The sequence below is a fragment of the Streptomyces spectabilis genome (assembly GCF_008704795.1).
In the GTDB taxonomy this organism is placed as follows: domain Bacteria; phylum Actinomycetota; class Actinomycetes; order Streptomycetales; family Streptomycetaceae; genus Streptomyces; species Streptomyces spectabilis.
In genome coordinates, this window is sequence record NZ_CP023690.1 from 6,177,024 (window position 1) to 6,200,670 (window position 23,647).

The window sequence follows — 23,647 nt, forward strand, 5'->3', positions numbered from 1 at the left end:
CGCAGGTCAGTTGAGTCGTGCGCGGGCGGCCCGGGCCTGCCGCCGCACCCGCTCGGCCGCCGTCGCGTCACTCGGGCCGAGGGCTTCGGCGTAGGTCTCCAACTCGCTGGCGCCGGTGCGGAAGTCGCCGCGCTGGACCAGGAGCCGGGCCCGGTCGTAGTGCAGCCGGTCCGCGGGCGCGGGCAGCAGCAGCGAGAGCTCCACGGCCCACAGGGCGACGTCGGAGCGCTCGGGCCGGGCCGCGGCCCAGGCGCGGATGTTGTTCAGGACGCGCAGGACGATCTCGTGCGGCTGCGCGGGCCGTAGCATCGCCGGTTCCAGCGGTGCCCCGGTGGCGCCCGCGACCAGCAGCCGCGCATCCGTACAGCTCAGTAGGCGCCCTCCGCCGAACGGGTCGGCGAGCACGCGCTCCTCGCACCCGCCCTGGCCGCCGCAGGAGTCGTAGGCTCCGCAGCCCTCGCCCACCCACGCGTCCGGGCTGCCGAAGGCGACCACGAAGTGCCCGGGCAGCGCGACGCCGTACACCGGGGCGCCCGCCCGCCGCGCCACCTCGATCCACAGCACGGACAGCAGGATCGGCAGGCCGCGTCTGCGCCGCAGGACGCGGTGCAGCAGGGCCGACTCCAGGCGCTGGTAGTCGCCGGGGTGCCCGGCGAACCCGAAGCGCCCGCCGAGCAGTTCGGCGAGCGCCGCCGCCCAGGCGCGGGGCCCGCCCGGGCTCGGCGGCAGCCGCCGCGCGAGCAGGTCCAGCTGGCGCCGAGCCGCCGCCATGCCGGTCCCGTCGAGCGCGGGGTCCGCCTCCGTGCCGATCAGCAGGCACAGCAGCGCGAGGTCGGGCCGCTCGGACCCGGCCTCCGCCGCGAAGGCTCGACGCCACGAATGCATAGCACGGTGGTGCCCGACCGGAGCCCGTCCAACCAGAAGGCTCCCTCAGTTGAGCTTCGAGCGGGCCGCGCGGGCCTGGAGGCGGACGCGGTCCGCGGTGGTGGGCTCGATGGACTCGACAACGTCGGCGTACTCGTCGAGGCCCCGGGCCCCCTCCAGGAAGTCACCGCGCTCGACGAGCAGTTGCGCCCGCTCGTAGCGCAGCCGTGCCGGGTGCGAGGGCAGCAGAAGGGACAGTTCGAGGGCCCACAGCGCCACGTGGGAGCGCTCGGAGCGGTCCGCGGCCCAGGCGCGGATGTTGTTGAGGATGCGCAGCATGATGTTCAGCGGGGCGGCGGCCGTCAGGAGCGAGGGGTTGAGCTTGCCGCCCGTCGTCTGCGCCACCAGCTGCTCCGCGTCCTCGCGGCTCAGCAGCCGCCCCCCGTTGAAGGGGTCGGCGAGCACCTGCTCCGTGCCCCCGTACTCGTCCGGGCCGCCGAAGCCGACCACGAAGTGCCCGGGCAGCGCGACGCCGTACACCGGGGCGCCCGCCCGCCGCGCCACCTCGATCCACACCACGGACAGCAGGATCGGCAGGCCCCGCTTGGTGCGCAGCACCTCGTGCAGCAGCGAGGACTCCAGGCGCTGGTAGTCCGTGGCCGTGCCGTGGAAGCCGTGCCGCCCCCCGAGCAGCTCGGACACCGCGGCCGCCCACGCGCGCGCACCGCCCGGCCGGTAGGGGAGCTGCCCGGCGAGCGCGTCGAGGTCGATCTGTGCCGCGTCGATGCCCGCCTCGTCGAGCTGCGGGTCCGCCTCCCCGCTCAGCAGCAGGCACAACAGGGACAGGTCGGGCCGCTCGGACCTGGCCTCGTCGGCGAATCTGCGCCGCCATTCACTGGACTTCGCGGGCTGTGCGCGCATCCGTGCCTCTGTCGTTTCTGTGTGGGCCCGTCCGGCCGGGCCGAGGGGTGGTGCCGGGGTGCTGCTTCCCGTGCTGTCTTCGTCGTACGCGTACGCCGCCGCTGCCGAGGCGTCCCGGGGCCGCTCACGCCGTCGGCCGCTCGGGCTCCCGGTAGTGGTGGTAACGGTGGTGGACGGCGAATCCCATCCCGTCGTACAGCGCTCGCGCGCCGCCGTTGTCCTCCTCCACCTGGAGCCACGCGGCCGACGCGCCCTCGTCGAGCGCCCGCCGCGCAAGGGCCGTCATCACGGCCGTGGCCAGGCCCTGCCGCCGCACCGCCGGGTCCACCTCCACCGCCATGAATCCCGCCCACCGCCCGTCGACCACGCACCGCCCGATCGCCGTCGGCGCGCCCTCGTCACCGGGCACGGAAGCGAACCACACCGAAGGGCCGCTCGTCAGTACCCCGACCACATGTGGTCCCGGCACCCCGGCCCGCTGGTAGCGCCGCAGCCACGCCGCGTCGACGCTCCGCGACAGCGTCACGCCCGAGGTGTCGACGGGCAGGTCCCCGACGGGGGCGAGCGCGCCGAACAGCACCGCCGTGGTCACCTCCCGTACCCAGCCGCGCTGTTCGAGCTCCGCGCAGAGCCGTTCCTGCACGTCGTCGACTCCGGTGGCCACCTGTACGTACGCGGGCAGGCCCCGGTCGGCGTACCAACTCCGCACCCGCGCCAGCGCGTCGTCGAGGGGGCGGCCCGGATCGCCGAGGGGCAGCACGGAGTTGGCCCGCCGGGTGAACCCGGCGGCGGCCCGCAGCGTCCACGAGCCGAGGCGTTCGCTCTCCACCGGCTGCCAGGAGCGCGCCCCGGCCCGCGCCAGCTCCTCGTACGTCGCGGCGGGCCCCCGCCGGCGCGCGGGCGCGGCCGGGACGACCTTCCCCGCGACCAGGGCACTCTCCGCAATCCGGACAGCCTCGCCACTCTTGCGTGTGATCACCAACACACCGGCGTCCCATGATGTGAGAACACCCACCGTGTCGGTGAACCGGGAGCCCGGGGCGTCCGCCGCGCTCACACGTCGAACCGATACGCGTTTACCCACGTCAGAAGGGGTGATTCGGACCTCGAGCCGTCCGCCCGCAGTGAATTCCACAGCTCTGTACGCCCCTCCTGTTCGGATCTTGCCCGGGAACGGAGATACTAGGTGCGGGCATCGACGACGCCGCGCTCCCGCGCGCCAGGCGAGCGGAGCCTGAGGACGGCCCGCCAACGCCCGTATCGAGGAGGAACGACAGCGTGACCTACGTCATCGCGCAGCCTTGTGTCGACGTCAAGGACAAGGCGTGCATCGAGGAGTGCCCGGTCGACTGCATCTACGAGGGCTCCCGGTCCTTGTACATCCACCCGGACGAATGCGTCGACTGTGGAGCCTGCGAACCGGTCTGCCCGGTCGAGGCGATCTTCTACGAGGACGACACTCCTGAGGAGTGGAAGGACTACTACAAGGCGAACGTCGAGTTCTTCGACGAGCTCGGCTCGCCCGGTGGTGCCAGCAAGCTCGGCCTGATCGAGCGCGACCACCCCTTCGTCGCAGCGCTGCCGCCGCAGAACCAGTAAGCGGCCGCACACGCGCCGCCCCGGTCCCGTACGGCCACGCCCGCTGTACGGGACCGGGGCGTTTGTACAGACCTACGCACCGCTGGAGCCACCCGTGCCCGCACTTTCCGAACGCCTTCCCGCCTTCCCCTGGGACAAGCTGGAGCCGTACAAGGCCACGGCGGCCGCGCACCCCGGCGGCATCGTGGACCTGTCCGTGGGCACCCCGGTGGACCCGGTGCCCGAGCTGATCCAGAAGGCACTCGTCGCGGCCGCCGACTCGCCGGGCTACCCGACGGTGTGGGGCACGCCCGAGCTGCGCGACGCGCTCACCGGCTGGTGCGGCCGCCGCCTCGGCGCCCGCGGCCTCACCCACCACAACGTGCTGCCGATCGTCGGCTCCAAGGAGCTCGTCGCCTGGCTCCCCACCCAGCTGGGCCTCGGCCCGGGCGACAAGGTGGCCTACCCGCGCCTGGCCTACCCCACCTACGAGGTCGGCGCGCGCCTGGCCCGCGCTGAGTACCTCACGTACGAGGATCCGCTGGAGCTCGACCCCGCGGGCCTGAAGCTCCTGTGGCTCAACTCGCCCTCCAATCCGACCGGCCGTGTCTTGTCAAAGGACACGCTGACCCGGGTCGTGGCCTGGGCGCGCGAGCACGGCGTCCTGCTGGTCAGCGACGAGTGCTACCTGGAGCTCGGCTGGGAGGCGGACCCGACCTCGGTCCTGCACCCGGACGTCTGCGGCGGCTCGTACGAGGGCATCGTGGCGGTCCACTCCCTCTCCAAGCGCTCGAACCTCGCGGGCTACCGCGCGGCGTTCGTCGCCGGTGACGCCGCCGTGCTCGGCGACCTCCTGCAGATCCGCAAGCACGGCGGGATGATGACCTCCGCCCCGACGCAGGCCGCGGTGATCGCGGCCCTCGGGGACGACGCCCACGTCCGCGAGCAGCGCGAGCGCTACGCGGCCCGGCGCGCGGCCCTGCGCGAGGCCCTCGTCCGGCACGGCTTCCGCATCGAGCACAGCGAGGCGAGCCTGTACCTGTGGGTCACCCGCGACGAGCCCTGCTGGGACACGGTCGCCCACCTGGCCGCCCTCGGCATCCTCGTGGCTCCCGGCGACTTCTACGGCGAGGCGGGCGACCGCTTCGTGCGCGTGGCGATGACGGCGACGGACGAGCGGGTGGCGGCAGCGGTGGCCCGCCTCTGACGCGCAGGGCACAAAGGGGTGCGGGGAGCTGAAGAGCTCCCCGCACCCCTTTTGCGCGTACCGACCCCTGGGGTCAGCCCAGCGGCAGGCTCTTCACCGGCAGCTGCTCGGTCGGCAGCCCCTTGCCGGTCGCGTCCCCGAGGACCTCACCCGCGCCTTCGGTGACGTCGTCCGCCGCGCCCTTGGCCGCGGGCGTCGTCGTCTTCGCACCCTTGCCCACGGCCTTGCCCGCGGTCGGCACGCCCTTCTTGACGGCCTTGCTCCCGGCCTCCGTCGCGACGCCGCTGGCCTTCTGCGTCGCACCGTCGACCGTGTCGCCCAGGCTGCTCGGGTCGACGGCGGACAGCCCGCCCAGCTTGCCCGGGTCCGGCAGTTCGGCGGCGCTCGCGGAGCCGGCCGCACCGACCACGGGCGCCGCTCCCGCCGCAAGGAGCAGCGCGGCCTGGGCGATCCGACGGGTCAGGGGGAGGGACATGATGCTCCTTAGCGGGAGGGGAAGGGGATCCGTCCGGCCGGAGGATCTCCGGCGTCGGACGCAGTGACTACCGCTCGAAGCTCCCGAAGGTTGCGGTGGGCCAACGTAAAGAGTTGGCAATGCGTCGCATTATCGGCTGCGGATAAATTCGGGCAAACGTCATTCGTGAAAATGCCGTCCGGCCCTCTCAACGCCCCTTGTTCTCAAGGGATTTGAGGACGGTGCCGCACCCGTTCGAATGGGGTGTCCCGGCGTCTCCGTGCAGCAATCGCCGTCCCTCATTCGAGGGACCCTTCCGCACTACTGCCCAGCGACGATTCGGACGTCGCGGGTACGCGCACCGGTCGTACGCCACAGAGCACCGGAATCCCCGGCATTCCACTCCAGATCCCCGTACGCGACCCGCTCGATGCGCAGTGCCGTGGCGTTGGCCACCGCCCAGTGCGCCAGCTCCCAGCCGCGTTGCGGAGTGCCGCTTTCCGGTGCGGCGGCGCTCGCCCCGGTGACGGGAACGCTCACCACGCGCCCGCGCGCGGGCGCCCCCTCGGGCAGCACGCCCCGGCCGAAGTCCCGCGCGAGCGCCCGCCGCACCTCGTCCGGGCCGCCCGGATCGATGCCCGGCAGGCCCTGGCAGCTGAGCGTCGCGGGCGTGCGCCCGGTGAGCGCGGCGGCGAGCAGCGCCGCGTCCGGCTCGTGCTTCGCGTACGCCTGCGGGAAGCCGCTGCGCTGCACGCGCTGGGCGGCGACCGTCAGGGGCAGCCGCGAATAGCCGGGCACGTCCTTGAGGTGGTCGTAGAACCGCACCGACGCGTACACCGGGTCCATGATCTGCCGCTCGGAGCCCCAGCCCTGCGAGGGCCGCTGCTGGAACAGGCCGAGCGAATCCCGGTCGCCGTGGCGGATGTTGCGCAGGCCCGACTCCTGGAGGGCGGTCGCGAGGGCGATCGTCACCGCGCGCTCGGGCATGCCGCGCCGGGTGCCGACGACGGCGATGGTCGCGGCGTTGACGGCCTGCTCCGCGTTCATCTCGTACGTCGCCCCGTCGCCGTTGCCCGACACGACCGTGCAGCGGGGGTCGGAACGGCTCCCGGAGACGTACTGGACCACTACGTAGGCCACGACGGCGAGCAGTGCGGCGAGGGCCGCCCCGGCGCGCGGGAGACGGCCGCGCCGGGCGAGGGGGGACGGCTCGGACACGCGCACCAAGGTACTGGAGCGGACTGACAGTGCCGAAACGGCTACGCAGAGGAGTGGGCCGGGGAGTGCGGCGGCGGGACGGAGAGGGAGGCGGTCCGGAGCGGAGAGTTAGGGTCGAGGCCATGGATCAGACCCCGGCTCAGCCGCCGCTCGACCTCACTCTGGACGCCGCCGCGCTGACGGCCGCGCTCGTCGACTTCCCGTCCCCCAGCGGCCAGGAGAAGGCGCTCGCGGACGCCATCGAGACCGCGCTGCGCGCCCTGCCCCACCTGACGGTCGACCGGTACGGCAACAACGTCGTGGCCCGCACCCACCTGGGCCGCGCCGAGCGCGTCATCCTCGCCGGCCACATCGACACCGTCCCGATCGCCGGGAACGTGCCCTCGCGCCTGGACGAGGACGGCGTGCTGTGGGGCTGCGGCACCTGCGACATGAAGTCGGGCGTCGCGGTCCAGCTGCGCATCGCCCAGACCGTGACCGAGCCCAACCGCGACCTCACCTTCGTGTTCTACGACAACGAAGAGGTCGCCGCGCACCTCAACGGCCTGGGGCACGTCGCCGACGCCCACCCCGACTGGCTCGCGGGCGACTTCGCGGTGCTCCTGGAGCCCACCGACGGCCAGGTCGAGGGCGGCTGCCAGGGCACGCTGCGGGTCCACCTGAAGACGACGGGGGAGCGGGCGCACTCCGCGCGCGCGTGGATGGGCTCCAACGCCATCCACGCGGCCGCCCCGATCCTCGCCAAGCTGGCCGCGTACGAGCCGCGCAAGCCGGTCGTCGACGGCCTCCAGTACCACGAGGGCCTCAACGCGGTCGGCATCGAGGGCGGCGTCGCGACCAACGTCATCCCCGACGCCTGCACGGTGGTCGTCAACTTCCGCTACGCGCCGGACCGCACGCCCGAGGAGGCGGAGGCCTTCGTCCGCGACTACTTCGCCGACTGCGGGATCGACGAGTTCGTCGTCGACGACCACACGGGCGGGGCGCGCCCCGGCCTCACGCACCCGTCCGCGCGGGCCTTCCTCGCGGCCGTCGGCGGCGAGGCCCGGCCCAAGTTCGGCTGGACCGACGTCGCCCGCTTCAGCGCCCTGGGCGTGCCCGCCGTCAACTACAGCCCCGGCAACCCGCTCCTCGCCCACAAGGTGGACGAGCGGGTCACGGCCTCCCTGATCCCCGAGACGGAGGCCCGGCTGCGCGCCTGGCTCACTTCCTGACCCGGTCGCCTCGTGGAATTACGCCGCGCGTAACGCCCGTAGACCTACGCTGAAGTGGCACGACGAACGACGGTCAGTGGAAGGGGATGTTCATGGGCAATCCGGAATCGCAGGGTCCGCCGGAGGAACAGCACCTGGGGCCGGTGGTGCGGCGCCGTGAACAGATCACGCCCGGCACCACCGACCAGCGGCTCCTCGACACCGAGGGCGGCGGCGACTCGGCGTGGGTGCACACCGACCCCTGGCGGGTGATGCGCATCCAGTCCGAGTTCGTCGAGGGCTTCGGCGCGCTCGCCGAACTGCCGAGCGCCATCAGCGTCTTCGGCTCGGCCCGCACCCGCCCCGGCACCTCCGAGTACGAGGCGGGGGTGCGCATCGGCAAGGCCCTCGTCGACGCGGGCTTCGCGGTGATCACCGGCGGCGGCCCCGGCGCCATGGAGGCCGCCAACAAGGGGGCCCGCGACGCCAAGGGCGTCTCCGTCGGGCTCGGCATCGAGCTGCCCTTCGAGCAGGGGCTCAACCCGCACGTCGACATCGGCGTCAACTTCCGCTACTTCTTCGTCCGCAAGACGATGTTCGTGAAGTACGCGCAGGGGTTCGTGGTGCTGCCCGGCGGGCTCGGCACCCTCGACGAGCTCTTCGAGGCGCTCACCCTCGTCCAGACCCGCAAGGTGACCCGCTTCCCCATCGTCCTCTTCGGCTCCGCCTACTGGGGCGGCCTCGTCGACTGGCTCCGCGACACGGTCGTGGCCCAGGGCAAGGCCTCCGAGCACGACCTGCTGCTGTTCCACGTGACGGACGACGTGGACGAGGCGGTCAGCCTGGTGACGAAGGAGGTCGGCCGCTAGCCGTGCCCCCTGGACGGGCCGGAGACAGCCCGTCCGGAGGGGGGCGGGGCTACGCCAGGCCCCGGCGGGCGACCGCCGGCGGCCGGTGCCCGGCGATCGTCGCCACCATGTCCACGACCTGCCGCGTCTCGGCCACCTCGTGGACCCGGTACACCTGCGCCCCGAGCCACGCGGACACCGCGGTCGTGGCCAGCGTCCCCACCACCCGCTCCTTGAGCGGCCGGTCGAGGGTCTCCCCGACGAAGTCCTTGTTGGAGAGCGACACGAGCACGGGCCACCCCGTGTCCACCAGCTCCCCGAGCCGCCGCGTCGCCTCCAGGGAGTGCCGCGTGTTCTTCCCGAAGTCGTGCCCGGGGTCGATGAGCACGGACTCCCGGGGCACCCCCAACGCCACGGCCCGCTCGGCGAGTCCGAGCGTCACGCGCAGGATGTCGGCCACGACGTCCTCGTACTCCGTCCGGTGCGGCCGCGTCCGCGGCTCCACGCCGCCCGCGTGGGTGCACACGAGCCCCACCCCGTACCGCGCGGCGACCTCCGCGAGCTTGGGGTCGACCCCGCCCCACGCGTCGTTGAGCAGATCGGCGCCGACGTCGCACACGGCCTCGCCGACCTCGTGGCGCCAGGTGTCGACGCTGATGACGACCTCGGGGAAGCGCCGCCGCACCTCGGCCACGAACCCGACGGTCCTGCGGGCCTCCTCCTCGGCGGTCACCTCCTGGCCGGGACCGGCCTTGACGCCGCCGATGTCGATGATGGCGGCCCCCTCGGCCACGGCCTGCTCCACGCGCGCGAGGGCGGGTTCGTCGCGGAACGTGGCGCCCTGGTCGTAGAAGGAGTCCGGGGTCCGGTTCACGATCGCCATGATGACCGGCTCATGCGCCTCGAACACGCGCGTGCCCAGCTTGAGCATCCCCTGTGCGCCTCCCTTTCGTTACGTGGCGGACCGCGTGGCCGTCGCCGCCTGCGACCTTAACTGTCAGAGGCGCATGGCACGATCGGAGCCAGACAGTTAGCCAACAGTTCCGTGCCGACCGGCCGCGGTCGGCATCCGAGCGTGGGGACCCGCACAGATGGTCATGTTCCTGTTCTTGGTCGTCGCTCTCGTGGTGGTGGTCGCCGCGGTGACGCTGGCCGTCCTCGGCGGCTCCGAGGGCGGCGCGCTGCCGGACGTGCCCCCGGAGCGCTTCGCCGACCCGCTGCCGCCGGACCGCCCGCTGCGCCGGGCCGACGTGGAGGCGGTGCGCTTCCCGATGACCGTCCGCGGCTACCGCATGGTGGACGTGGACGAGGCGCTCGACCGCCTGGGCGCGGAGCTGGCCGAGCGGGACGCGCGCATCGCGGAGCTGGAGACGGCGCTCGCGGGCGCCCAGGCCACGGCCGTCGGCGGCCCCGGCCTCTTCACGACGTACGGCGGCCCCGGGGAGTACGGCCCCGGCGCCCCGGACCCCGAGGAGCGCGGCCCGAGAGACCGCGCCCCGGGCGACCGGGACCCGGCGGCGCCCCCTGCCGAGCGACCGGAGGACGACCGATGAGCGACGCGATCCCCGGCCCGGACGGCGCCCTGCGCTGCCCCTGGGGCCTGTCCACCGAGGACTATGTGGCGTACCACGACGGGGAGTGGGGCCGCCCCGTCCACGGCGACGACGCGCTGTTCGAGCGCCTCTGTCTGGAGGCCTTCCAGTCGGGCCTGTCGTGGATCACGATCCTGCGCCGCCGGGAGGGCTTCCGGTCGGCCTTCTCCGGCTTCAAGATCGCCGCGGTCGCGGAGTTCACGGACGACGACCGCGAGCGCCTCCTGGCCGACGAGGGCATCATCCGCAACCGCGCGAAGGTCGACGCGACCCTCGCCAACGCGCGCGTGCTCGCCGACTGGCCCGAGGGCGAGCTCGACCGGCTGATCTGGTCCTTCGCGCCGGACGCCACCACCCGCCCCGCGCCGCGGACCCTCACCGACGTGCCCGCGGTCACGGACGAGTCCACGGCCCTGGCCAAGACCTTGAAGAAGCGCGGCCTGCGCTTCATCGGCCCCACCACGGCGTACGCCCTGATGCAGGCCTGCGGCCTGGTGAACGACCACCTCGCGGACTGCGTGGCCCGCGAGGCGAGCGGTGTCCCGGAAAGCGGTCAGCGGCCCAGGTAGCCGGGCTTGGCCTTGTCGAGGAAGGCCTGCACGGCGATGGCGTGGTCCTCGGACGCGCCCGCCTTCGTCTGGAGCTCGTCCTCCTTGTCCAGCGTCTCGTCCAGGGAGTGCCCGGCGGCGTAGGCGAGGGACTCCTTGAGCGCCGCGTAGGCGAGCGTCGGGCCCTCGGCCAGCGCGCGGGCCACCGCGCGCGCCTCGTCGGCGAGGGCGTCCGCCGGGACGACCTTGTTCGCGATGCCCAGGTCGTGGGCCTCCTGCGCCTTGACGGTGCGCGGGAAGAGCAGCAGATCGGCGGCGCGGCTCTGGCCGATCAGCCGGGACAGCGTCCAGGACACGCCCGAGTCGGCGGTCAGCGCGACCCCGGCGAAGGAGGTGTTGAACGACGCGGTGTCCGCGACCACGCGGTAGTCGGCGGCGAGGGCGAAGCCGAAGCCCGCGCCGGCCGCCACGCCGTTCACGCCCGCCACGACCGGCTTGGCCATGCCGGTCAGCGCTCGCACGATCGGGTTGTAGTGCTCGCGGACCGTGCTCATGGTCTGTCCGGAGCCCGACGCGCGCGACTCCTGGAGCACTCCGATGTGCTCCTTGAGGTCCTGGCCCACGCAGAAGGCGCGGCCGGTCGCGGTGAGCAGCACCGCCCGCACCCCGGGGTCGGCCGCCGCGTTCCGCGCCGCCTCCCGCAGGGCCACTTTGGCCTCGGTGTTCATCGCGTTCATCGCGTCAGGACGGTTCAGCGTGATCGTCGCGAGTCCGTCGCTCACTTCGTAGAGCACGGTGTCGGCCATGGTGGGGTCCCCTCCGCTGGTCCTGTGTGGGTGGTCCTGTGGGCGTCTGTCCCGGAGCCTCGGTGCGCCCAGCATGAACTAGATCATCGGCCACCGGTACGCCGTCGGAGATGTGACCTGCGTCAAAGAACCAGAGGCGGAAGGAGCGCCTGGGGCGGCGAAGTATTGCAGCCACATCGCCGAATTGAGTGGTTTTGCGGGCGCGCGTTGCGCAAGCGATGCCGACTCATGTTGGTCATCGGGTCCCGCCATGCGGGATAATGACCTGGAAGCAATGTGTTCGATGCCGGTGACACCTGGGTTGTCGGCTGCGACAAGCTGGTTTCAGGAAGGGGAACGAGCATGGCGGCCATGAAGCCGCGGACGGGCGACGGCCCGCTCGAGGTGACCAAGGAGGGGCGGGGCATCGTCATGCGCGTTCCGCTCGAAGGCGGCGGTCGACTTGTCGTCGAACTGACCCCGGATGAGGCCGACGCACTCGGCGACGCCCTGAAGAAGGTCGTCGGCTGACGCGCAATCGCCCACACTTTTCCACTGCCCCGGCATCGTACGACGAGCCGGGGCAGTGCTGTGTGGAAGATCGACTGACGGCGGAAAGGCATACGAGGGCTTGACGCGCCCCCGCGCGGGCCCTGCCGTGACCTAGCGCTTGACCGCGCACAGCAGGCCGTCGCCCACCGGGAGCAGCGACGGTACGAGGTCCTGGCTCTCGCGCACCGCGCGGAGCAGCTCCCGCAGTCGCAGTACTTCTATGGGCTGGGGTCCGGAGTCGACGGTGCGGCCGTCGAAGAACACGCCCTCGAAGCAGACGAGCCCGCCCGGACGCAGCAGGCGCAACGATTCAGCGAGGTAGTCGAGGCACTCCAGGCGGTCGCCGTCGCAGAACACGAGGTCGTAGCCGCCGTCGGCGAGGCGCGGCAGGACGTCGAGGGCGCGGCCCGGGATGAAGCGGGCGCGGTTCCCGGCGAAGCCCGCGGCCCGGAACGCCATCCGGGCGAACTGCTGGCGCTCGGGCTCCGGGTCGACGGTGGTCAGGACCCCGTCGGGGCGCATGCCGTGCAGCAGATGGATGCCGGAGACCCCGGTGCCCGTGCCGATCTCGGCGACGGCCTTGGCGTCCACGGTGGCGGCGAGCAGCCGCAGCGCGGCGCCGGTGCCGGGCGACACGGAGCGCAGCCCCGCGTCCTGCGCCCGGTCCCGGGCCCAGAGCAGCGCCTCGTCCTCGGCGACAAAGGCGTCGGCGAACGCCCAGCTCGTCTGCCGGTTGCCGCTAATGGCCCTCTCCTGTCCCCGTGGTTGCCTGGCGGTGACTGTATCCGTTGGGCCCGGGAACCCGCAGATGGGACCGTGCGTTAGTCAGGTGTGAGGCTGACGGGGGTAGCTGACGGGGGAATCGGGTGGATCAAGGCACGATCGAGAAGGCCGTACCAAGAGCCCAAGAGGCAAATCTAGGTAAAAACGCTTATCCGGAGCTAACGGGCGAGGTGGTTATGGTAGGGGCTCCACTGGACACCACCAGAGCCGACAGGGGAGGTGCGGCCGAGTCCGCGGATCGGGGAGGAGCGCTCCGGCGTCTTCTCAGGTTGGCGGGTAGGCCGAAATCCGTGACCGACACCGCTGACCGCGCTAACTCCGCTCAGACCGCGACCTTTGCCGCTGACGCGGATGCCCAGGCGTGGACTCCCCCCACGTGGGAGGAGATCGTCAGCACGCACAGCGGCCGCGTCTACCGCCTCGCCTACCGCCTGACGGGCAACCAGCACGACGCCGAGGACCTCACGCAGGAAGTCTTCGTCCGCGTCTTCCGCTCCCTGTCGACGTACACGCCCGGCACCTTCGAGGGCTGGCTGCACCGCATCACCACGAACCTCTTCCTGGACATGGTGCGCCGCAAGCAGCGCATCCGGTTCGACGCCCTGGGGGACGACGCCGCCGAGCGCCTCCCGAGCCGCGAGCCGTCCCCCCAGCAGGTGTTCAACGACACGCACTTCGACGCGGACGTCCAGCAGGCGCTCGACACCCTCGCGCCCGAGTTCCGCGCCGCCGTCGTCCTGTGCGACATCGAGGGCCTGTCGTACGAGGAGATCGCCGCCACCCTGGGCGTCAAGCTCGGTACGGTCCGCAGCCGTATCCACCGTGGCCGCTCCCAGCTCCGCAAGGCGCTCCAGCACCGTTCCCCCGAGGCCCGCGCCGAGCGCCGTTCGCTCGCCGTCACCGGTGCCGTGGCGCTGGGAGGAGGGGGCGCGACCGCGTGAGTGGATCACGGTCCAATCCTGCCGAGCGGCATTTCGCCGAGCAGCACCTGGGGGACCGGCTCGCCGCGCTGGTCGACGGTGAGCTCGGTCATGACGCCCGCGAGCGCGTGCTCGCGCATCTGGCCACCTGTCCTACGTGCAAGACGGAAGCCGACGCCCAGCGCCGGCTCAAGAGCGTGTTCGCGCAGACGGCGGCCCCGCCGCCCAGCGAGAGCTTCCTCGCCCGACTGCAGAACCTCCCGGGCATGAGCCTCGACGACATCGAGGGCCAGGGCGGCCCCCGCACCCCCGTCGACGACGGCTTCGCCACGGGCTCGTCCGGGACGACGGGCCTGCCGGGCGGCGGTGTGTTCTCCGTCGGCGGCCCGCGCCCCGACCCCCTGCTCGAGTACGCGCCCTCGGGCGCCCACGCGGCGGTGCTCCCCAGCGAGCAGCGCGGCTTCCGGATACACGCCGTCGCCAGGACCGAGGCCGAGCGGTCCGGCTGGCGCGGACGGCGGTTCGCCTTCGCGGCCGCCGGAGCCGTGTCCCTCGCCGCGATAGCGCTCGGCGGGGTCACGGTGAGCGCTCCGCTCGGCTCCTCCGACCAGCGCGCGGGCGGCTCGGGGGCGAACAGCAACGCCTCGCCGCCGCGCTCCCAGACGGCCCCCGCCACCGGCGTCCCCGAGTCCACACGCCGCCGTGGCAGCAGCCCCTTCTCCGTCCAGGGGCAGCGGCCCCAGGCGCCCGCACCGACCACGGCCGCCGTGCCGCTGCTCTCCGGTGCGCCCGGGCCGTCCACGCCCACGCCCCAGCACCTCACGGCCCCGCTGCTCGCCGGTGCCGGAGTGATGTCGCCGCTGGTGCGCGCCGCCGCCCCGGACGATCCGGAGAGACCGGGCGTTCCCGCCACCGGCCTCACGCTGAACGCGGCGGCGGACACGGCGCCCCGGGCGACGCCTCCCCCCGGCCTCGCCCAGCGACGGGGCACGGCCGAGATCCACTGACGTCCGGCGCGCGGACCTGGTTGAATTCCCCGGTGTGCCCGACGGGCACGGAATCGGCGTCCGCCGTGGGGCAGTTGTGGGGAGAGCATGGACGAGGTCGTGGGTACTGGGCCGAGCGGAGACGTTGGCACGGGGCCACGCGGGGAGGCGGACGCACCCCGCCCCTCCGGCGCGGCCGAGGCCCAGCCCCCGGCCCCTGACGCCCCGGGCGGAGCCCCGGCTTCCCCGGACGCGTCGGCCTCCGCGTCCCCGTGGCCTCCGGTGACCGGCGGCCATCCCGGCGCGCCGGCCGCCCCGGCAGCGCCCGCGGCGTCCGACCACCCGGCCCGGTCCGCGACACCCGCTCCGGCTTCCCCGGACGCGTCGGCCTCCGCGTCCCCCTGGCCTCCGATGACCGGCGGCCGCCCCGGCGCGCTCGACGGCCCGGCGGCGGCGCCCGAGCACCCGGCCCGGCCCACGACGCCCGCCCCGGCTGACGCGGCGGTGCCCCCTTCCCCGGCCGACCGGCCCCGGCCGCTGCACGAGCCCGACCCGTACAGCACCCCGCCTTACGGCGGGCCCGGCCCCTGGGCCCCCGCCCCGCCCGTCCAGCACCCGGTCACCACCCCGGCCCACGGCACCCCGGCCCACGGCACGGCCCCGCCCGCTCCGGCGCCCGCGGCGCCCGCGCCCTGGCAGCGCTACGACCCCTGGAGCGCCGCGCCCCTCCAGCAGACCGGTGCCGCCGTCGAGACGCGGGAGCAGCGGCGCAGGCGCGGGCGGCGGGTCCTCGTGGCCGGGGCGGCGGTCATCGCGCTCGTCGCGGGCGGCATCGGCGGCGTCGTAGGGGCGTATCTGGAGCGCGAGGGCGGCATCGGCGGCGGCGGGGTGGAACTGCCGCAGGCCGGGGCCGAGTCCCACACCCGGCCCAAGGACAGCGTGGCCGGGATCGCCGCGAGCGCCCTGCCCGGCGTCGTCACGCTGCACGTGCGCGGCTCCGAAGGGGCCGGCACCGGCACCGGATTCGTACTCGACGGCAAGGGCCACATCCTCACCAACAACCACGTCGTCGAACCGGCGGGAACGGGCGGCGAGATATCCGTGACCTTCAGCGGCGGCGAGACCGCGCGCGCCAAGGTCATCGGCAGGGACAGCGGATACGACCTGGCCGTCGTGAAGGTCTCCCGCGTCCGCGGCCTCAAGCCGCTGCCCCTCGGAAACTCCGAGAACGTGCAGGTGGGTGACCCCGTGGTCGCCATCGGCGCGCCCTTCGACCTCGCCAACACCGTCACCTCCGGGATCATCAGCGCCAAGGAGCGCCCCATCACGGCGGGCGGCGAGAAGGGCGACGGCAGCGACGTCTCGTATGTGAACGCCCTCCAGACCGACGCGCCCATCAACCCCGGCAACTCCGGCGGGCCGCTCGTCGATTCCAAGGCCCGCGTCATCGGCATCAACAGCGCCATCCGCTCCGCCGACGGCGGCTCGGAGTCCGAGGGCGGACAGTCCGGTTCCATCGGGCTCGGCTTCGCCATCCCGATCAACCAGGGCAAGCGGGTCGCCGAGGAACTGATCAACACCGGCCGGGCCACGCACCCGGTGATCGGCGTCACCATCGACAAGCGGTTCACGGGCGACGGCGCGCGCATCGCGCGCAAGAGCCAGAACGGCGGCCCCGCCGTCACCCGCGGCGGCCCCGGCGCCGAGGCGGGGCTCAGGCCGGGCGACGTGATCACCGAGGTCGACGGCCGCCGCGTGCACTCCGGCGACGAGCTGATCGTCAAGGTCCGCGCGCACCGGCCCGGGGACCGCCTGGAGCTCACCCTCGAGCGCGGCGGCGACGAGCGCACGGTGACACTGGTCCTCGGCAGCGCCAGTGGCGACTGAGCCGGGAGTGCGCCCCTGGTTCACACTTGCCGCTGTTGACGTCGTTGACGCCCTGCGGCTACCGGACGTACAGCAGCGCCGGGTACCGTAGAGCGGGTCCGGACGGCAAGGAGCTCAGGGTGTTCAACGACATCGGCGTATTCGAGATAGTGACGCTGGTCATCCTCGCTGTACTCATCTTCGGCCCGGACAAGCTGCCCAAGTTCATTCAGGACGCGTCCCGGACCATTCGTAAGATCCGTCAGTTCTCGGACAGTGCCAAGCAGGACATAAGGGACGAACTCGGACCTGAATTCAAGGACTTCGAGTTCGACGACCTGAATCCGAAGAAGTTCATCCGCAAGCAGATGGAGCGGGACGACCTCGGGCTCAAGGAGATCCGCAACGGCTTCGACCTGCGCAAGGAAATGGCCGAAGTGACCGACTCCGTGCACGGGCGCGAGGGCGAGGCCGCGGAGGACCGCGCGGACGGCGCGAGCCGCTCCGGCGCGTCGACGCCCGCGGTGAACGGCGGCGGCCGGATCGACATGGAGAAGCGTCCCGCCAAGCCCGCGGCCGACGACCACCCGCCCTTCGACGCCGACGCGACCTGAGCGCACCCGCGTGCGCCATCCGGCGCCACGCGTGCGCCGCCCGGTGCGCCGCGGTGCCCGCCGTCGTGGCCTTCCGGACACCCGTCCGCCGACTGCTTTACCGGCATCCGGAAGCGGTGTGGCTATCCTGCCTTGTTGTCCGGCGTGAGGACGCCCGAGGGGGGCGGGCCGCCCGGACCGACGAGAGCGAGGAGGCGGCCGGGTACATGGAGACGACAAGTCGGGTGGGCGCTCAGGCGTCAGCCGCGGACGGTGCCGCGTCGCAAGCGGTGCCCTCCGCCCGGCGTACGGTCGACGGCTACCTGCTGGCGCCCTTCCCCTGGTACGGCCTGGACGAGGCCTTCACGGGACCGCGCTGGCTGATGCAGGTCGGCACGGCGGCGGACGGCGCCGTGGAGCACGGTTCGATCGGCCACGGTGACGAGCCGTCGGTCCGGGCCGAGGGCGGGTTCGGCAACGGGGACAGGGAGCGCTTCGCGGTCGTGGTGACCGTCGCCGCCAACCCGGTGCGGCGCAGCGCCGACGGCACGGGCGTCCTGGAGGCGACCTCGGTGTCCTCCGCGGCCTGGCTCGCCGGGGTCGGGCTGCTGTCCTACACCTGGCCGGGCCAGATGGACCACAGCCTGCGGGACGACTGGCTCGACCAGCAGACGGAGACGGCCTGGGTCCTCGCGGACGACCTCGAGGGATCCGACTGGTCGGCCCTCTCCCTGCCGGTGGACGGGGTCCCGACCTCGTTCCACTACCGGGAGTCCGAGTACGGATGGGTGCTCGCCGGGTCCACCAAGGAGGGGGTGCATCTGGGGGCGTACGGGCGCGGGATGAGCGCGTACGGCCTCGGCTTCTCGGTGGTCAAGGACATCGCCGCCTACGCGAAGTAGCCCACAGGACCAGCACGTACGAAGGGGCGCCGTGGACTCCACGGCGCCCCTTCGCACAGGCGCGGGTCTAGAACTTGTTGCGCGGCGTGATGCCCAGGGACATGCCCGAGAGGCCGCGCTGGCGGCCGCCGAGCTTGCCCGCGATGGTGCGCAGCGCGCTGCCCGCGGGGGACTCCGGGTCGGAGAGGACCACCGGCCTGCCCTCGTCACCGCCCTCGCGCAGCCGGACGTCGATGGGGATGGAGCCGAGCACCGGCACCGTCGCGCCGGTCGTCTTCGTGAGGCCCTCGGCGACCTTCTGGCCGCCGCCCGTGCCGAAGACGTCGACCATCTCGCCGCAGTGCGGGCAGGGCAGGCCCGACATGTTCTCGACCACGCCGACGATCTTCTGGTGGGTCTGGACGGCGATGGAGCCCGCGCGCTCGGCGACCTCGGCCGCCGCCTGCTGGGGCGTGGTGACGACCAGGATCTCGGCGTTCGGGACGAGCTGGGCGACGGAGATCGCGATGTCGCCGGTGCCCGGCGGCAGGTCCAGGAGGAGCACGTCCAGGTCGCCCCAGAAGACGTCCGCGAGGAACTGCTGGAGCGCGCGGTGCAGCATCGGCCCGCGCCACACCACCGGCGCGTTGCCCGGTGTGAACATGCCGATGGAGATGACCTTCACGCCGTTCGCCGACGGCGGCATGATCATGTTCTCGACCTGGGTGGGGCGGCCGTCCGCACCCAGCATGCGCGGCACCGAGTGGCCGTAGATGTCGGCGTCGACCACGCCGACCTTGAGGCCGTCGGCGGCCATCGCCGCGGCCAGGTTCACCGTCACGGACGACTTGCCGACGCCGCCCTTGCCGGAGGCGACCGCGTACACACGGGTGAGGGAGCCGGGCTTGGCGAACGGGACCTCGCGCTCGGCCGTGCCGCCGCGCAGCGCCGCCGCGAGCTCCTTGCGCTGCTCGTCGCTCATCACGTCGAGGGTTACGCCGACCCGCGTGACGCCCTCGACGCGCGAGACGGCGTCCGTCACGTTCTTCGTGATCGTGTCCCGCATCGGGCAGCCGGAGACCGTCAGATACACGGTGACCGCGACCGCGCCATCCGCACCGATCTCCACGGACTTGACCATCCCCAATTCGGTGATGGGCCGCTGGATCTCGGGGTCGTTCACCGTCGCCAGTGCTTCGCGCACCGCGTCTTCCGTAACCATGTACTCGATGGTACGGCTCCCGGTAGGGGGGTCCGGAAGGCCCGTCAGCGGTCGCCTACGTCACGTGCCCGGGCGGCCTCGGGCGGGAATAGCCGCCGCTGCTCCTCCAGCTCCTTGACCAGGTCCTGGAGTTCGGAGCGGAGCCAGTCGCGGGTGGCGACCTCGCCGAGGCCCATGCGCAGCGAGGCGATCTCGCGGGTGAGGTACTCGGTGTCGGCGATAGAACGTTCGTTTTGGCGGCGGTCCTGTTCGTGCGTGACGCGGTCGCGGTCGTCCTGGCGGTTCTGCGCGAGCAGGATGAGCGGGGCGGCGTACGAGGCCTGGAGCGAGAGCATCAGGGTCAGGAAGATGAACGGGTAGTTGTCGAAGCGCAGGCTCTCGGGGGCGGAGACGTTCCAGACCACCCACAGGATGATGACGACCGTCATCCAGACGATGAACCGGCCGGTGCCGAGGAAGCGCGCGATCCGCTCAGAGAGCCGCCCGAAGGCCTCGGGGTCGTAGTCCGGGAGGAGCTTGCGGCGCCGCGCGCGGGGCTGGTCGAGGCGGAACCGGGGCCGGGTCTCGGGGCGGGTCTCGCGCCGCTCGTCGCGCGCCTCGCGGTCGCGCCCCTGCCGTTCACGCGCCATGGCCGGCCTCCTCCTGGAGGTGGAACTCCGTCTCGCGCCAGTCGTCGGGCAGCATGTGGTCGAGCACGTCGTCGACGGTGACGGCCCCCAGGAGCGCGCCCCCCTCGTCGACGACCGGCGCCGCCACCATGTCGTACGCGGCGAAGAAGCCCGCGACCACCGGCAGCTGGTCCTCCGGCGACAGGGGGCGCAGGTCGTCGTCCAGGATCGAGCCGACGAGCGTGTACGGCGGGTCGCGAAGGAGCCGCTGGAAGTGCACGGTGCCCAGGTACTTGCCGGTCGGGGTCTCGTCGGGCGGGCGGCACACGTACACCTGCGCGGCCAGGGCGGGGGAGAGGTCCTCCTGCCGCACCCGGGCCAGGGCGTCGGCGACCGTGGCGTCCGGGCGGAGCACGATCGGCTCGGTCGTCATCAGACCGCCCGCCGTGCGCTCCTCGTACGCCATCAGGCGCCGTACGTCGGCCGCGTCGTCCGGCTGCATCAGGGTCAGCAGGCGTTCCTTGTCGTCCTCGGGCAGCTCAGCGAGCAGGTCGGCGGCGTCGTCCGGGTCCATGGCCTCCAGGACGTCGGCGGCGCGCTCCTCCTTGAGCTTGCCGAGGATCTCGATCTGGTCGTCCTCGGGCAGCTCTTCGAGGACGTCCGCGAGCCGGTCGTCGTCGAGGGCGGCGGCCACCTCGGCGCGGCGCTTGGGGGAGAGGTGGTGCAGGACGTTGGCGAGGTCGGCGGGGCGCAGCTGCTCGAAGGTGGCGAGCAGGTTCTCGGCGCCCTGTCCGTGCTCCTCCAGGGAGAAGCCGTCGACGGCGGCCCAGTCGACGGTCAGCGTCTCGCCCTTGCGCCGGAAGGCCCCCTCCTTGCCCTTGCGCACGAAGACCCGGTCGACCTCCCAGTCGCGGCGGGCCGGGAGCCGGTGCACGGACATGTCCAGGACGGTGACCTCCTCGCCGGTCTCCACCAGGCGCACGCGCCGGTCGAGCATCTCGCCGAGGACGAGCCGCTCGGTGGGGCGCTGCTCGAAGCGGCGTACGTTCAGCACGCCGGTGCTGATGACCTCGCCGGACTCGATGCCGGTCACCCGGGTCATGGGCAGGAAGATGTGGCGCCGGGTCGCCAGTTCGACGACCAGGCCGAGCAGCCGGGGAGGCCTCCTGCCGACGCGGAGCATGACGACGAGGTCCCGCACGCGGCCCACCTGGTCGCCGTTCGGGTCGAAGACCGCGGTGCCGGACAGATGCGAGACGAAGATCCGGGGCACGCCTCCTGCCATCTGCCGCGCCTTTCTCGGGGTGAGGGGGGAACCGTTTCGGCGGTATGTGCCCTATGCCGGTGATATGGGGTTCAGGCTAGCCCGTACCTCGCGCATATGCCCTGGTGAGCGGTCCGGACGGACTGGCTCCGAGGGACGTGGGAGACACCGGTACGCTGCGGTACGCCAGGCCGGTCCGGCGTACGGCCGTGGCCGTAGACGACGTCCGCACGAGAGGCAGCCCCACCTGTGACTGCGATGCGACCGGCTCCCCGATTCCGAAGGTCCGCGCTGATGGGTGCGGTGTGCGTGGGGCTCGTGGTGGGCGGTGCGGGGCTGACGGCGTGCGGGGGCGGCGGGGAGGACCCCGACCAGGGCACGAACGGCGTCGGCAAGCTCTCCGCGGCCAGGATCCAGAGCAAGGCGCGGCAGGCCGCCGAGGCGGCGCCCGCCGTGCGGCTCTCCGGCAGCGTCGTCACCAAGGGCCACACGTACAAGCTCGACATGCGGCTCACGGCCAATGGAGGCACGGGCACGGTGACGTCCAAGGGGCAGCGGTTCGAGCTGCTCCGCGTCGGCGAGAACCTCTATCTGAAGGCGGACTCGGCCTTCTGGGCGCACCAGGGCGAGGGGAGCGGCTCCGCCGGCGCGGACAGTACGGCCGCGGCCAAGCTCGACGGCAAGTACGTGAAGGTGCCCCAGGGCGACCCGGCGTACCGCAGGCTCAGCGGGTTCACCGACAAGGACGTGCTCCTCGACGGCACCCTCGCGCTGCACGGCACGCTGGCCAAGGGCGAGCGCGGCGGGTCCGGCACCAAGCGCTACATCAGGATCAGCGGCGACGAGGGCGCGGGCGGCACCCTGGAGGTGTCCCTCGACGGCAAGCCGTACCCGCTGACCCTGCGGCGCGCGGGCGACGCGGGCACGCTGCGGCTCAGCGAGTGGAACCAGGCCGTGCCCCTGAAGGAGCCGGGCCTGAACGAGACGGTGGACTACGGCAAGCAGCTGCCGACGTCGTAGCCCGAGCGGCCGCCCGCCCCGCGGCCGCGGCTCAGCGCCGCTTCTTCTTCCGGCCGAGGAGCAGCTTCGGCAGCCCCTCGGGCATGGGCTGACGGGTCGTCACGGGCGTCGGCAGGGGCGGGGCGGCCAGGGAGCCGTCGGGCAGCTCCAGGTCCGCCTCGCGCGGCGTCAGGCGCAGCACGCGGCACTCGGCCGCCCAGCGCTCGACGACCCGCTCGCCGTCGGGGGCGTTCAGGCGCTTGCCCTTCAGCTCGGCGACCGCCGCCTCCCACTCCTCGGTGCGCGGTGCCAGCTCCGTCACCGTCGCCGTCCAGGACAGGAGGCGGCCGCCCTTGTCCTTGCTGCGCACGGTGACCTCGGCGGTGGCGCCGTCGGCGAGCTGCGGCAGGGGCTGCTCGCCGGGGCCGTCGCCCACGAGGTGCGCCGCGCCGTCGTGCCAGACGTGCCACAGGGCGCGGTCCTGACCCGCGCCGCGCACCCACACGAGGCCCGACTTCTTGGTGGCCTCTTCGATCAGGGCGCGCCCGAACAGCGTGTCAGCGGTCATGACGGCAGCTTAGCCAGCGGCCCCGCGGCCGGGACCCCCGCTCACAGCCAGCCGTTCCGCTTCAGGGTGCGGTGGATCGTGTAGCAGACCGTGGCGATCAGGCCGAGCACCATCGGGTAGCCGTAGCGCCAGTGCAGTTCGGGCATGTGGTCGAAGTTCATGCCGTAGACGCCGCACACGGCCGTCGGCACGGCGATGATGGCCGCCCAGGACGTGATCTTGCGCATGTCCTCGTTCTGCGCGACGGCGGCCTGTGCGAGGTTGGCCTGGAGGATCGAGTTGAGCAGTTCGTCGAAGCCGAGGACCTGCTCCTGGACCCGGGCGAGGTGGTCGGCGACGTCGCGGAAGTACTTCTGGATGTCGGGGTCGACGAGCCGCATGGGGCGCTCGGAGAGCAGCTGCATCGGGCGCAGCAGCGGCTGCACGGCCCGCTTGAACTCCAGGACCTCGCGCTTGAGCTGGTAGATCCGGCCGGCGTCGACACCGCGCGAGACGCCCTTGCCGGTGGCCGCGAAGACCTCGTTCTCGACGTCGTCGATGTCGACCTGCATCGCGTCGGCGACCGCCAGATAGCCGTCGACGACGTGGTCGGCGATGGTGTGCAGGACCGCGGAGGGGCCCTTGGCGAGCAGCTCGGGCTCGTCCTGGAGGCGGCGGCGCAGCGCGCGCAGCGAGCCGTGGCCGCCGTGCCGGACGGTGATGAAGAAGTCCCGGCCGGTGAAGCACATGACCTCGCCGGTCTCCACGACCTCGCTGGTGGCGGTCAGCTCGGCGTGCTCCACGTAGTGGATGGTCTTGAAGACCGTGAACAGGGTGTCGTCGTAGCGCTCCAGCTTGGGCCGCTGGTGGGCGTGGACGGCGTCCTCGACGGCCAGCGGGTGCAGCCCGAACTCGGCGGCGATGCCCGCGAATTCGGCCTCCGTCGGCTCGTGCAGGCCGATCCAGGCGAAGCCGCCGTCGCGGCGGACCTGGAGCATGGCCTCGTGCGGCGTGAGGGTCTCGTCGCAGGACACGCGGCGGCCGTCGCGGTAGACGGCGCAGTCGACGACGGCGGACGCGGCGCGGGGGTCGCGGGTGGTGTCGTACGAGCTGTAGGCGCCGCTCTCCTTGCGCAGGGAGGGGCGGACTGCGGCGCGCAGGTCGCGGATCATCGACATGGGCAGGCTCCTTCGACGAAAGGGCCGCCTGCGGCGGGTG

At 72.9% G+C, this 23,647-nt stretch carries 26 protein-coding genes; 13 read left to right on the forward strand and 13 right to left on the reverse strand.

Going from position 1 to position 23,647, the window contains the following annotated elements:
• Window positions 1–6: 6 nt before the first annotated feature.
• The 3 genes from CP982_RS27200 to CP982_RS27210 all read right to left on the reverse strand — a co-directional run bounded on the left by CP982_RS27200 (window position 7) and on the right by CP982_RS27210 (window position 2,920).
• Window positions 7–885, reverse strand: coding sequence for a transglutaminase family protein (locus CP982_RS27200; protein WP_150512878.1), 879 nt, complete (start codon window positions 883–885; stop codon window positions 7–9).
• A 45-nt stretch (window positions 886–930) separates the two neighbouring features.
• Window positions 931–1,785: a transglutaminase-like domain-containing protein gene (locus CP982_RS27205; RefSeq protein WP_150512879.1), complete on the reverse strand. Its 855-nt coding sequence runs from the start codon at window positions 1,783–1,785 to the stop codon at window positions 931–933.
• A 124-nt stretch (window positions 1,786–1,909) separates the two neighbouring features.
• The gene (locus CP982_RS27210; protein WP_150512880.1) at window positions 1,910–2,920 is read right to left on the reverse strand and encodes a GNAT family N-acetyltransferase; all 1,011 of its coding nucleotides are present in this window, start codon (window positions 2,918–2,920) and stop codon (window positions 1,910–1,912) included.
• A gap of 143 nt (window positions 2,921–3,063) precedes the next feature.
• Between CP982_RS27210 and fdxA the strand changes: the two genes are divergently transcribed.
• Both fdxA and CP982_RS27220 read left to right on the forward strand, forming a co-directional pair.
• Window positions 3,064–3,384, forward strand: a complete 321-nt coding sequence (fdxA, locus tag CP982_RS27215) for a ferredoxin (RefSeq protein WP_019058397.1) — start codon at window positions 3,064–3,066, stop codon at window positions 3,382–3,384.
• A 94-nt stretch (window positions 3,385–3,478) separates the two neighbouring features.
• Complete coding sequence (locus CP982_RS27220; RefSeq protein ID WP_150512881.1) at window positions 3,479–4,570, forward strand: bifunctional succinyldiaminopimelate transaminase/glutamate-prephenate aminotransferase; 1,092 nt, start codon at window positions 3,479–3,481, stop codon at window positions 4,568–4,570.
• A gap of 73 nt (window positions 4,571–4,643) precedes the next feature.
• On the opposite strand, the gene CP982_RS27225 is transcribed toward CP982_RS27220, so the two are convergent.
• The gene (locus tag CP982_RS27225; protein ID WP_150512882.1) at window positions 4,644–5,045 is read right to left on the reverse strand and encodes an ATP-binding protein; all 402 of its coding nucleotides are present in this window, start codon (window positions 5,043–5,045) and stop codon (window positions 4,644–4,646) included.
• 300 nt (window positions 5,046–5,345) lie between these two features.
• Window positions 5,346–6,242 carry a heavy metal transporter gene (locus tag CP982_RS27230; protein WP_229878505.1) on the reverse strand — a complete coding sequence of 299 codons (897 nt, stop codon included), beginning with the start codon at window positions 6,240–6,242 and terminating at the stop codon, window positions 5,346–5,348.
• A 122-nt stretch (window positions 6,243–6,364) separates the two neighbouring features.
• Here CP982_RS27230 and dapE point away from each other — a divergent pair, with 122 nt between their 5' ends.
• Window positions 6,365–7,456: a succinyl-diaminopimelate desuccinylase gene (dapE, locus tag CP982_RS27235; RefSeq protein ID WP_150512884.1), complete on the forward strand. Its 1,092-nt coding sequence runs from the start codon at window positions 6,365–6,367 to the stop codon at window positions 7,454–7,456.
• Between the two features lie 92 nt (window positions 7,457–7,548).
• On the forward strand, window positions 7,549–8,304 hold the full coding sequence (locus CP982_RS27240; protein WP_150512885.1) for an LOG family protein: 756 nt from the start codon (window positions 7,549–7,551) through the stop codon (window positions 8,302–8,304).
• 49 nt (window positions 8,305–8,353) lie between these two features.
• Here the strand turns inward: CP982_RS27240 and folP are convergent, their stop codons facing one another.
• Entirely contained in the window at window positions 8,354–9,214 is an 861-nt protein-coding gene (gene folP / locus CP982_RS27245) for a dihydropteroate synthase (protein ID WP_150512886.1), read from the reverse strand.
• 160 nt (window positions 9,215–9,374) lie between these two features.
• Here folP and CP982_RS27250 point away from each other — a divergent pair, with 160 nt between their 5' ends.
• Both CP982_RS27250 and CP982_RS27255 read left to right on the forward strand, forming a co-directional pair.
• Window positions 9,375–9,836, forward strand: a complete 462-nt coding sequence (locus CP982_RS27250; RefSeq protein WP_150512887.1) for a DivIVA domain-containing protein — start codon at window positions 9,375–9,377, stop codon at window positions 9,834–9,836.
• Window positions 9,833–10,444 (forward strand): DNA-3-methyladenine glycosylase I, encoded by a 612-nt coding sequence (locus CP982_RS27255; protein ID WP_150512888.1) that lies wholly within the window; start codon window positions 9,833–9,835, stop codon window positions 10,442–10,444. The genes CP982_RS27250 and CP982_RS27255 overlap by 4 nt, the downstream gene beginning before the upstream one ends.
• Here the strand turns inward: CP982_RS27255 and chcB are convergent.
• Window positions 10,429–11,229: a 2-cyclohexenylcarbonyl CoA isomerase gene (gene chcB, locus CP982_RS27260; protein ID WP_150512889.1), complete on the reverse strand. Its 801-nt coding sequence runs from the start codon at window positions 11,227–11,229 to the stop codon at window positions 10,429–10,431. The two genes, CP982_RS27255 and chcB, sit on opposite strands and share 16 nt — an antisense overlap.
• Before the next feature lie 342 nt (window positions 11,230–11,571).
• Here chcB and CP982_RS27265 point away from each other — a divergent pair, with 342 nt between their 5' ends.
• A complete protein-coding gene (locus CP982_RS27265; RefSeq protein ID WP_003966491.1) occupies window positions 11,572–11,739 on the forward strand; it encodes a DUF3117 domain-containing protein in 168 nt (55 codons plus the stop codon).
• 132 nt (window positions 11,740–11,871) lie between these two features.
• Here the strand turns inward: CP982_RS27265 and CP982_RS27270 are convergent, their stop codons facing one another.
• The gene (locus CP982_RS27270) at window positions 11,872–12,570 is read right to left on the reverse strand and encodes an O-methyltransferase (protein ID WP_144320773.1); all 699 of its coding nucleotides are present in this window, start codon (window positions 12,568–12,570) and stop codon (window positions 11,872–11,874) included.
• A 149-nt stretch (window positions 12,571–12,719) separates the two neighbouring features.
• On the opposite strand from CP982_RS27270, the gene sigE reads away from it, so the two are divergent.
• From sigE to CP982_RS27295, 5 genes are all read left to right on the forward strand, one after another.
• Window positions 12,720–13,484: an RNA polymerase sigma factor SigE gene (gene sigE, locus CP982_RS27275; protein WP_184925227.1), complete on the forward strand. Its 765-nt coding sequence runs from the start codon at window positions 12,720–12,722 to the stop codon at window positions 13,482–13,484.
• Complete coding sequence (locus tag CP982_RS27280; protein ID WP_150512890.1) at window positions 13,481–14,470, forward strand: anti-sigma factor family protein; 990 nt, start codon at window positions 13,481–13,483, stop codon at window positions 14,468–14,470. Before sigE ends, CP982_RS27280 begins: the two co-directional genes overlap by 4 nt.
• 87 nt (window positions 14,471–14,557) lie before the next feature.
• Window positions 14,558–16,336, forward strand: coding sequence for a trypsin-like peptidase domain-containing protein (locus CP982_RS27285; RefSeq protein ID WP_150512891.1), 1,779 nt, complete (start codon window positions 14,558–14,560; stop codon window positions 16,334–16,336).
• A 119-nt stretch (window positions 16,337–16,455) separates the two neighbouring features.
• Window positions 16,456–16,929 carry a sec-independent translocase gene (locus CP982_RS27290; protein ID WP_150512892.1) on the forward strand — a complete coding sequence of 158 codons (474 nt, stop codon included), beginning with the start codon at window positions 16,456–16,458 and terminating at the stop codon, window positions 16,927–16,929.
• Between the two features lie 206 nt (window positions 16,930–17,135).
• Entirely contained in the window at window positions 17,136–17,810 is a 675-nt protein-coding gene (locus tag CP982_RS27295) for a hypothetical protein (RefSeq protein WP_184925224.1), read from the forward strand.
• A gap of 67 nt (window positions 17,811–17,877) precedes the next feature.
• Here the strand turns inward: CP982_RS27295 and CP982_RS27300 are convergent, their stop codons facing one another.
• The 3 genes from CP982_RS27300 to CP982_RS27310 are packed head-to-tail and all read right to left on the reverse strand — an operon-like array spanning window position 17,878 to window position 20,904.
• Window positions 17,878–19,011, reverse strand: a complete 1,134-nt coding sequence (locus CP982_RS27300; RefSeq protein WP_150512894.1) for an Mrp/NBP35 family ATP-binding protein — start codon at window positions 19,009–19,011, stop codon at window positions 17,878–17,880.
• Between the two features lie 44 nt (window positions 19,012–19,055).
• On the reverse strand, window positions 19,056–19,640 hold the full coding sequence (locus CP982_RS27305; RefSeq protein ID WP_150512895.1) for a DUF1003 domain-containing protein: 585 nt from the start codon (window positions 19,638–19,640) through the stop codon (window positions 19,056–19,058).
• A complete protein-coding gene (locus CP982_RS27310; protein WP_144320779.1) occupies window positions 19,630–20,904 on the reverse strand; it encodes a magnesium transporter MgtE N-terminal domain-containing protein in 1,275 nt (424 codons plus the stop codon). The genes CP982_RS27305 and CP982_RS27310 overlap by 11 nt, the downstream gene beginning before the upstream one ends.
• 273 nt (window positions 20,905–21,177) lie before the next feature.
• Here CP982_RS27310 and CP982_RS27315 point away from each other — a divergent pair, with 273 nt between their 5' ends.
• Entirely contained in the window at window positions 21,178–21,903 is a 726-nt protein-coding gene (locus CP982_RS27315) for a hypothetical protein (protein ID WP_229878503.1), read from the forward strand.
• A 31-nt stretch (window positions 21,904–21,934) separates the two neighbouring features.
• Here CP982_RS27315 and CP982_RS27320 read toward each other — a convergent pair whose 3' ends face one another.
• Together CP982_RS27320 and CP982_RS27325 are read right to left on the reverse strand one after the other, a co-directional pair.
• A complete protein-coding gene (locus CP982_RS27320; RefSeq protein ID WP_150512897.1) occupies window positions 21,935–22,450 on the reverse strand; it encodes a hypothetical protein in 516 nt (171 codons plus the stop codon).
• A 41-nt stretch (window positions 22,451–22,491) separates the two neighbouring features.
• Window positions 22,492–23,607, reverse strand: a complete 1,116-nt coding sequence (locus CP982_RS27325; protein ID WP_144323748.1) for a magnesium and cobalt transport protein CorA — start codon at window positions 23,605–23,607, stop codon at window positions 22,492–22,494.
• Window positions 23,608–23,647: the final 40 nt, after the last annotated feature.